Here is a 9427-nt window from a genome sequence, read left to right as displayed (position 1 = left end):
AAGCCGATCGAGACCAAGCCGGTCGAGGCGAAACCGACAGAGGGCAAAGCCGCTCCCAGCAAGGCCGAGAGCAAGGCGGCTGACGCCAAACCAGCAGACGGCACCAGGAGCAGGACCGAAAATACCCTCAAGGAGCCGCTCTATCTGCAGGCCGGCTCGTTCCAGAACGCGCATGAGGCTGACAACCAGAAGGCACGTCTGGCGTTGATTGGGACCGAGGCGCAAATTCAGCAGGTGATGCTGCAAGACAAGGTGTGGTATCGCGTCCGCATCGGGCCGTACCACAAAATCGACGATGTGAACCATTTGCGTGCCGACCTCGCCAGGCAGGGCATCGACGCCAATGTGGTCAGGAAAGACTGAGAGAGGAGAGAAAACCCATGCATCAAGGTCATAGCGGATGGTTGCTTGCCATTACCTTGGCCATGCTGGCAGTGGTCCTGCCGGTGCGGGCCGAACTTGTGGTCGGTCGCGACTACGTACCGATCATCCCAGCACAGATGACCGATACGCCGGCAAAGATCGAAGTGATCGAGTTCTTCTCATACGGTTGTCCGCACTGCAGCGATTTCCATCCGATTGTCGGCAAATGGGCGGCCGCATTGCCGAGTGACGTGACCTTCAAACGCGTGCCGGTTACCTTTGGACGTCCTCCGTGGGCCAGTCTGGCGCGACTTTTTTATGCGCTGGAGGCCACTGGCGACCTGGCCAAGCTGGACAGCGCAGTTTTCGATGCCCTGCACAAGGCGGGCAGCAAGCTCTATGATGATAAAAGCATCACCGCATGGGTGGCTGCGCAAGGGGTTGACGCCAAAAGGTTCACCGAAGCCTACAATTCATTTGCCGTCGTCAGCAAGGCCAAGCGCGCCGATCAGATGGTGCAGACGTACAAGATCCAGGGCGTTCCGGCAATGACCGTCGACGGTAAGTACCTGGTTACCGGCAAGGAACTCAAGGGTCTGGCTGAACTGCCGTCGCTTACCGACCAGGTGATCGGTATGGCGCGTACCGATCGCAAGAAAAAGTAGCAGGTTCAGCCTGTCAAACCCTGCGGCGCCATTCTCCGACAAGCCTTTGCGCCGCCGGCAACGGAACACTGCCGGCGTCTCGTTTCCAGTCTGGCTTCCCGCATGCTCAAGGTTTTCATCACCGGCGCTTCGTCCGGAATCGGTTGGGCTCTGGCCGAATACTACGCAGCGCAGGGGGCACGAATCGGACTGTCTGCGCGCCGGGCCGAACCTTTGCTGCGCCTTTCCGCACGCTGGCCCGGCCAAGTCCGTGGCTACCCGCTCGACGTCACGGACGCGGCGGCATTGCGTGCAGCCGGCGAAGACTTCGTCGCGGCGTTCGGTGTTCCAGATCTCGTGATCGCCAACGCGGGCATCTCGGCTGGCACCCTGAGTGAATTTGCCGCCGATCTTGAAGTCATCCGGCGGGTCATGGACGTCAATTATTTCGGCATGGCCGCCACCTTTTCACCGTTCATCGGTGCCATGCGGCAAGCGGGATGCGGGCGGCTGGTCGGCATCGCCTCGGTCGCAGGAATCCGCGGCCTGCCTGGTGCAGAGGCCTACTGCGCATCAAAAGCCGCGGTGATCAGCTATCTCGAAAGCCTGCGTGTCGAATTGTGCGACACGGGGGTGAAGGTCCTCACCCTTTGCCCCGGTTACATCAATACCCCGATGACCGCCGCCAATCCTTTCCCGATGCCTTTCCTGATGTCGGCCGACGAGGCTGCGCGGCGCTTTGCGCGAGCGATCGAGCGAGGAGGCAGCTACCATGTCATTCCTTGGCAAATGGGCCTGGTGACCAGGATTCTGCGCCTGCTGCCCAACGTTCTTTACGATCGCCTGTTCGCCGTTGCACCGCGCAAACCGCGGCAAGCGCCGTAGCGGTAGTGAAAGTCGTCGGCGATGTAAGAATCTCCCCGACCTACTCGCGCCAGATCTGACCCCGGTATTCTCCTGATCAGGGTGGCCATTTCCGATCGCTCTGTCGCTCTCGGTTCCCATGCAATGCTCTTGCCCCTGAAGGTCACAAATGCGAATATTGCCGACTGCCAATGTCGGCGCTGGCTGATTCCTTCGAAAAACCGCCCATGCACTCAATTCAACACGGCATCAACATAGAAGCGCTGCTAGCGCATGTGCCGCTGTTCAACGGGCTGGATAAAGAAGAAATCGCGCGTATTGCTCACGGCACGCGTGAAATCGCCGCCTCTCGCGGTGACATCCTCTTCCACAAGGGAGATACCCCGACCGGCTTTTTCCTGCTGGTTTACGGCCAGGTGAAACTGGCGTTCACCTCGCCGCAAGGCGGGGAAAAAGTCGTCGACATCATCGGGCAAGGTCAGACCTTTGGTGAGGCCGTGATGTTCGCGGACAGATCATTCGTGGTCTATGCGCAGGCACTGGCCGATTCTCTGCTGCTGCACATCTCGAAGACGGCGATTCTCGACGAACTCGACGCGGACCCTAAGTTCGGTCGAAAGATGATTGCCGGGCTCTCGATGCGTCTGCACCACCTGGTCAGAGACGTGGAATCATATTCACTGTGTTCGGGCCGGCAGCGCATCATCGCTTATCTGCTACTAGATATTTCCGGCAGCGGAGGCAAGGGAATCACCGTGACCTTGCCGACCAACAAGGGCGTCATCGCCTCCCGCCTCAACCTGACGCAGGAGCATTTCTCGCGTATCCTGCACGAGCTCTCGGAGAAAGGGCTGATTGTCGTCGAGGGGCGAAGGATCCACATTCCCGATGTCGAGAAACTGCGCATGCACGATTCCTGAAAACTGCAGTACCTAGCACCTATATCCCCCCACGAGGAGACTAAGATATGGCAATCGAGACCGAGATCAAGCTGAGCCTGCCGGCAGGAGCTGCCAGGCGGGTCCCTGCACACGCGCTGCTGGCCAACAGCCAGCCGATCCGACAGAAGCTGGTCAATACCTACTATGACACACCTGACCGGCGTCTGCAGCGCAAACGTCTCGCCGTGCGTTACCGCCGCAAGGATTCGGCATGGCTGCTGACCGTCAAGAGTGACGCCGCCTCGCCCGGTGGACTGGCGCAACGCCGTGAATGGGAGGCGCCCGGACAACCCGGCGAATTCGATTTTTCACACGTGGACAACCCCAAGCTTCGCCGCTTTCTCGAAGCGGCGATCCCCGAACTGGCACCGGTTTTCAGCACCGACTTCACCCGCAGCTTCTGGTTGCTGACGCCGCAGGAGGGAACTCGCATCGAGGTCGCCCTCGACCGCGGCAAGATCGTCGCCGGCGATCATCAGGAAGCGATCTGCGAAGTCGAGCTTGAACTGCTCGAAGGGAAGGTCACCGACCTTTTCGACGCCGCACTTTCCTTGCAGAAGGATCTGCCGCTGCATCCCGAGAGCGCCAGCAAGGCCGAGCGCGGCTATCGACTGGCCGACGAAACCACGCTGAAACCGGCCAAGGCTGCCGACGCGGAGCTGGCCATGGGGATGACCAGCATCGCCGTTTTCCGCAGCACCCTCTTTTCGTGTCTGGCGCAACTCCAGGGCAACGAGCGTGGGCTGCGCGAGACCAACGCTCCTGAATTCGTCCACCAGGCACGCGTCGCGATGCGCCGCCTGCGTTCGGCGATCCGGCTCTGGCGCCCATTGCTGCCGGAAGAATACGTCAGCAACTTTGACCCCCGCTGGCGGACCCTGGCCAATCAACTGGGGGATACCCGCAACTGGGATGTCTTCATTACCGAAATCCTGCCGCCGATCAATAAGGCTTTTCCCGATCACGCCGACCTGCTCCGGCTCACCAGCCAGGCCAACAGCCAACTGGCTGCCTGTCGCAAGACGGCGCAAGCGGCCATGGCCTCGCCCACCTACTCGCAATTGTTGCTCGAATTCACCGCCGCCACCCTTGCCCTCCCGGAAAGCAAGAAGCCGCCAATCACCGCTTTTGCACCGCGCTCCTTGAACAAGCGCGCCAAACGCGTCGCCGAACTGGCGACTGAAACCAAGGATGCGGATCCGGAAGCCCGGCATGCCCTGCGTGTCGCCTTGAAGCGGCTGCGTTACGCGCTCGAGTTCTTCGCACCGCTGTTTCCGGCACGGCGCATTCAGCGCTATCAACAGAATGCCACCGGACTGCTCGACCTGCTCGGCCGGATGAACGACACTACCGTCGCCGAACAACTCGCCGTGCAGGCCTTGCCTGGTCACCACAGCGACCTGGTCCGCGCCTGGCTGGCTGGACGTAACGACCTGATGCTCAGCCAACTCGATTCGCTGCTGACCAAGTTTCTCAGCCATCCGCCGCCTTGGGAGCACGGCTGAACGGCACGCTTCGGCGTCTGACCGCGGTCGTGGCCATAGGTCGGGTTGGCTTGGCGTTACCCGCCATTCCTTGGGCAGAATGTCGGGCTCGCGACGCCCGCCCACCTACACTGGCGCTCTGTAATTCCTTGGGCAAAATGTCGGCTGTGCTAACCCGACCTGCGCAGCCTTGGCAAGCGGCGTGTACGCACGCGTCAGGGTGGTCCTCCCTCCACAGAATCAGCGTGCTTGTGCTGATCGTGCTCGGCCTGTCGTCAGCCCATGCGGGAGACCTTCCGCCAGCCGTCAGTCAGGCGCTGCAGGAAGCCGGCATCCCCGCGCGTTCGGTCGCCATTGTCGTGCAGGCGGTTGATGGTGGCCTGCCGCTGCTTTCTCACCACCCGCAGCAGGCCATGAACCCGGCCTCGGCAATGAAGCTGCTGACCACTTACGCCGCCCTCGAACTGCTCGGGCCGGCGCATACCTGGCGCACCGAGGTGCTCGCCGAGTCTGTCCCGGTCAACGGCCGACTCGACGGCCATCTCTATCTGCGCGGCAGTGGCGATCCCAAACTCGGTCTCGAACAGTTCTGGCTGTTGCTGCGGCAACTGCGCGCGCGCGGCGTGGCCGATATAGGTGGTGACCTGGTTCTCGATCGCAGCGCTTTCGCGGTTCCACTACACGATCCAGGCGAGTTCGACAAGGAACCTCTGCGACCGTACAACGCCGGTCCGGACGCGCTGCTGGTAAACCTCAAGAGTGTCCGCCTGACACTGTTACCGGACTCGGCGCGCCAGGCGGTCAAGGTGATTGCCGAAACACCAAGCGAAGGGCTGCGCATCGACAATCGTCTGAGCCTCGGAAACGAGGCCTGCGGCGACTGGCGCGAACAGGTCAGGCCGGTGGTCAATGGTCAGAGCATCGAACTTGGCGGTCGTTTTCCGGCCGCCTGCGGCGAAAAGGCATTGCACCTGGCACCCTGGGCTGCCGACCTGCAGGTCGAGGGTCTGTTCCGGGCTTTGTGGCGCGAACTCGGCGGCGGCTTCAGCGGCCGCGTTCGCGAAGGCCATGTGCCGGCCAGTGCGCGCATGCTGGCGGTGCAGGAGTCACCAGCGCTCGGCGAGGTGATTCGCGACATCAACAAGTTCAGTAATAACGTGATGGCGCGCCAACTGTTCCTGACCCTCGACAGCGAGCGCCCGGCGACGGCAGTGGGCGCGCGCCGCCGGATCTCCGGCTGGCTGCAGGCGAAGGGGCTGTACCTGCCCGAACTGGTGCTCGACAACGGCTCCGGCCTGTCGCGCAGCGAGCGCATCTCGGCCGCCAGCCTGGCCGCCTTGCTGCGCGCTGCCTGGCACAGTCCGGTGATGCCCGAACTTATCGCCTCATTGCCGATCGCCGGCGTCGACGGCACTTTGCGCAAGCGTTTCAACGAGGGATTGGCGTCCGGGCGCGCGCATCTGAAGACCGGCTATCTCGAGGGAGTTCGGGCACTCGCCGGTTTTCTGCTCGACCACAGCGGCAAGCGCTGGATCATCGTCTGTATGATCAACGACCCTCAAGCAAGACTTGGGAAGCCAGCGATCGATGCCCTGCTGCTCTGGGTGGCGAGGCGCTGAGCCTACTGATCACAGCCCATCAGCGCTGGCAGGCGTGACGTGCAAAGGATTCGAACTGCGCCGCCGGCAGTGGTTCGCTGAACAGATAACCCTGTGCTTCATCGCAGCCCTTGGCATGCAGGAAGGACAGTTGCTCCTCGCTTTCGACTCCTTCAGCGATGGTCTGCAGGCCGAGGTTGTGCGCCAGGCTGATAATCGCCGCAATAATCGCCTCATCATCCGGATCGGCAGCCAGATCGGCGATAAACGAGCGATCGATCTTGAGCTTGTGGGCCTGAAAACGTTTGAGGTAGCTCATTGAGGAATAGTCGGTACCGAAGTCGTCGATCGAGATGCGCACCCCACGCGCGCGCAGCTTGTCCATCAACTTGACCGCCGCCAGCGGGTTGTCCATGGCCACGCTCTCCGTCAACTCCAGCTCAAGAAACTGCGCCGACAGACCTTCCTCGTCGAGGATTCGTGACACCACCTCGGCTAGATTCGCCTGTCGAAACTGCACGGCCGAGAGGTTGACGGCAACAGTCAGCAGCGGCAGGCCGGCTTGCCGCCAGAGACGCATCTGGCGAACTGCATCGCGCAGGACCCATTCGCCAATCGGCAGAATCAGCCCGGACTCCTCGGCAATCGGAATGAACTCGGCTGGCGGGACCATCCCCAGTTCGGGATGCTGCCAGCGCAGCAGCGCTTCGGCCCCGACCAGACGACGCGCGGCGATCATGAACTGCGGCTGGAAATGTAGGCTCAGCTCTCCATGTTCGAGCGCGCGCCGCAGGTCGTTTTCGAGTTGCAGGGTGCGTGTCGATCGCTCCTGCATCTCGGTGGTAAAGAAGCAATAGGCATTGCGGCCGCGCTGCTTTGCGCGATACATCGCCGTATCCGCACACATCGACAGCGTTTCGAAGCTGTCGCCATCGGCCGGATACATGGCAATCCCCAGCGACACCGTGCAGCTCAGCTGATGCTGTTCGATGCAATAAGAGGGTGCGGTGACTTCGAGCAGTTTGCTGGCCACGTGCGCGGCACCGGTGGCGTCGGTATCCGGCAAGACGAGGATGAATTCGTCGCCACCCAGACGGGAAACGGTATCCTCCGCACGGACGGCGCCGGCCAGACGCTTGGCGAGCTGAATCAGGATCTCGTCGCCAATCCGGTGCCCGAGTGAATCATTGACGTTCTTGAAGCGGTCGAGGTCAAGGAACATCAGTGCCAGCGACTCGCGACCCCGCTGGGCGCGGCTCAGATCATGCCTGACCCGCTCGGCGAGCAGGCTGCGGTTGGGCAGGCCGGTCAGCGGGTCGAAGTGCGCCAGACGCTTGATGCTGGCCTCGGCTTCCTTTTGCTCGGTGATGTCGACCAGGGTGCCGAGGTAGCCGGCAATCTCGCCCTGCAGATGGTACATCACCGTCACCGACAGGCGCACGCTACGGCGGCAGCCATCCTTGCGTATCACGGTCATTTCCCGCTCATCGACTTCGCGGTTGCTGCGCGCCCTGGCGACCAGCGCGTCGAAACCGGCTTCAACCCGATATCCCAGGGTCTCGCTCAGCACGGCAGCCAACGCCGCGATCTCGTCGCTGTCGTGAAAAAGGAGAGGGGTCACCTGGCCAACCACCTCATCGGCCCGGTAGCCGAGGATCGTTTCAGCGCCCGGATTGAATACCGTGATCAGTCCATCAGGATCGGTGGCAACGATGCCGCAGGCGGCATGGGCGAGCACCGACGCCTTCAGAGCCTCGCTTTCCCGCAACGCCTGCTCCGCCTGCCGGCGTTCGGCGAGCAAGGCCGTGTTTTCCAGAGCGACCGAGGCGCTCGCCGCCAGACCTTGTAATAACTGCACATCAGTCTCGTCGAAACCACCGGGTTTGTTGTGGATCTCGAAACAACCGAGCAGCTCGCCGTGGCGGCTGATGATCGGCATGTCGAGCAGGTTGTGGGAAGCCAGTGCCTGTTGAATCTCCGGGGTCATATGAGGATCGTCCCCGGCATCATTGCTGAGATAAAACGTTCTGCTCTGTATGACCCGGCCCGGTACGCCATAACCGCTTGGGAAACGGTAGTCCATGGGCATCCACCGACCTGCGTGGTGGTACTCGCTGAAAACCATCTGTCCATCGCAATAGCGCGCCGCAGCTCCTGTCGTTGCGGCGGTGATTTTCAGGGCAGCGGTCACGAGTTGACGCAGCACGACCGGGATTTTCAGCTCGCTGTTGATTTCCTGACTGGCGGCCGACATCAGCGCCAGTTGCTCGCTGCGCCGCAGCAGCGCGGCCTCCGCCTGCTTGCGTTCGCTGATGTCGCGAGAGAGGACGATGAAGCGGGGCTCTTTGCCGGTCGTGGCAAGCTTACGGGCCACCGACAGTTCGAACCAGTAGTGTCCTTGCGTCAACGGCAGTTCGAACTGATGGCCAAGCGAGCGACCGGTCTCCTCCGCCTCGCGCAAGGCCGACAGGCAAATGGCCGCGGCAGCGGGCGGCAGCACCTCCGACAGCAGCCTGCCGATCAGGCGATCCGGGGGTGCGGCCAACAGATCGGTACGCGGGGAATGGTAGTCATGGTAGCGACCATCGAGTCCCACTTCGAACATCAGATCGGGAACGGCATTCAGGGTGGCTTCGAGCTGGGAGGTGCGCTGCCGGACGAGGCGCCGCAGGGTCAGCACCCAGATCAACAGCAGACTACCGATCAATGTGCCGACCAGCAGTGCGTAGCCGAGATAGCGCGCAAAGGGGGACAGAATCAGCGGGGTTCCCATCCATTTCTGACGCAGTGCCCGCTCTTCGTCCGGAGAAATGCTGGCAAAACCCTTCTGCAGCAGTGCCAGAGTGGCGCTATCGCCTTTCTGCACGGCCCGGTGAAATTCTCCTGTATACAAGGTGAAAGCCTTGTTGAACAGATGCTCGGCGTGATTCAGGTAAAGCAGGTAGTTGGCGGGCGGCTCGTCGAGACAGAACACCCGGACTTTTCCTCCCACTGCCCCGTGCACCAGCGCCTCGTAACTGGCAAACATCTGCAGCGTGCTGATGCCAAGGCTGGTCAACTTCGTGGCACAGGCGTCTCCAGCCTTCACGCCGACCAGAAAACCCTGCAGGGTCATGGCATCGACGATACCGCCGATGCTGGCATGGGTGAAGATCGATACCGGGATCGTTTCGTAAGGCGGCGAAAAATCGAGTGTGCGCTCGCGTTCCGGAGTCCGGAAGATGGTATCGATGACGGCTGCCTGTTGCCGGCTCATGCGTCGCTGTGCGGTTGCCCAGTCGCTTCCCTGCAGGTCGACAGGCACCCCGGTCTTGCTTTCCCACAGCTTCCAGCGATCGACCAGATAACCCGTGAGGGTGCCGCCGGCATCGCGAAACACATAGGGCGGGTAGTTGTCGTCGATGACCACGGCTACCGCAGCGGGCAACTTTGGCGCAGCGGCGCTGCCGGCAATGCTGCAAAGTGGCAACAGCGTTGCCAGCGCGAGGAACAGGAGGCGACAGCTACGCACGAGACTCAACCAAACTGCGCAG

Annotated in this window: 7 protein-coding genes; 6 read left to right on the top strand and 1 reads right to left on the bottom strand. The window is 61.9% G+C overall.

Annotated elements, in window-relative coordinates; genetic code table 11:
* The 6 genes from AW06_RS19670 to dacB all read left to right on the top strand — a co-directional run.
* On the top strand, positions 1-363 hold a 363-nt coding region (locus tag AW06_RS19670), incomplete at its 5' end, for an SPOR domain-containing protein (protein ID WP_034944702.1).
* A 17-nt stretch (positions 364-380) separates the two neighbouring features.
* On the top strand, positions 381-1028 hold the full coding sequence (locus AW06_RS01890) for a thiol:disulfide interchange protein DsbA/DsbL (RefSeq protein WP_034944699.1): 648 nt from the start codon (positions 381-383) through the stop codon (positions 1026-1028).
* Positions 1029-1130: 102 nt separating this feature from the next.
* Positions 1131-1892, top strand: a complete 762-nt coding sequence (locus AW06_RS01885) for an SDR family oxidoreductase (protein WP_273704289.1) — start codon at positions 1131-1133, stop codon at positions 1890-1892.
* Positions 1893-2098: 206 nt separating this feature from the next.
* Positions 2099-2791, top strand: a complete 693-nt coding sequence (locus AW06_RS01880) for a Crp/Fnr family transcriptional regulator (protein WP_034944756.1) — start codon at positions 2099-2101, stop codon at positions 2789-2791.
* Positions 2792-2838: 47 nt separating this feature from the next.
* Positions 2839-4317: a CYTH and CHAD domain-containing protein gene (locus tag AW06_RS01875; RefSeq protein WP_273704288.1), complete on the top strand. Its 1479-nt coding sequence runs from the start codon at positions 2839-2841 to the stop codon at positions 4315-4317.
* Between the two features lie 224 nt (positions 4318-4541).
* The gene (gene dacB, locus AW06_RS01870; RefSeq protein ID WP_273704287.1) at positions 4542-5915 is read left to right on the top strand and encodes a D-alanyl-D-alanine carboxypeptidase/D-alanyl-D-alanine-endopeptidase; all 1374 of its coding nucleotides are present in this window, start codon (positions 4542-4544) and stop codon (positions 5913-5915) included.
* Between the two features lie 19 nt (positions 5916-5934).
* On the opposite strand, the gene AW06_RS01865 is transcribed toward dacB, so the two are convergent.
* Positions 5935-9405 (bottom strand): EAL domain-containing protein, encoded by a 3471-nt coding sequence (locus AW06_RS01865; protein WP_273704286.1) that lies wholly within the window; start codon positions 9403-9405, stop codon positions 5935-5937.
* Positions 9406-9427 lie beyond the last annotated feature (22 nt).

This window comes from Candidatus Accumulibacter cognatus (assembly GCF_000584975.1).
Classification (GTDB): domain Bacteria; phylum Pseudomonadota; class Gammaproteobacteria; order Burkholderiales; family Rhodocyclaceae; genus Accumulibacter; species Accumulibacter cognatus.
Note: the sequence above shows the minus strand (reverse complement) of the source record. Positions and strands in the feature narration are given on the sequence as shown.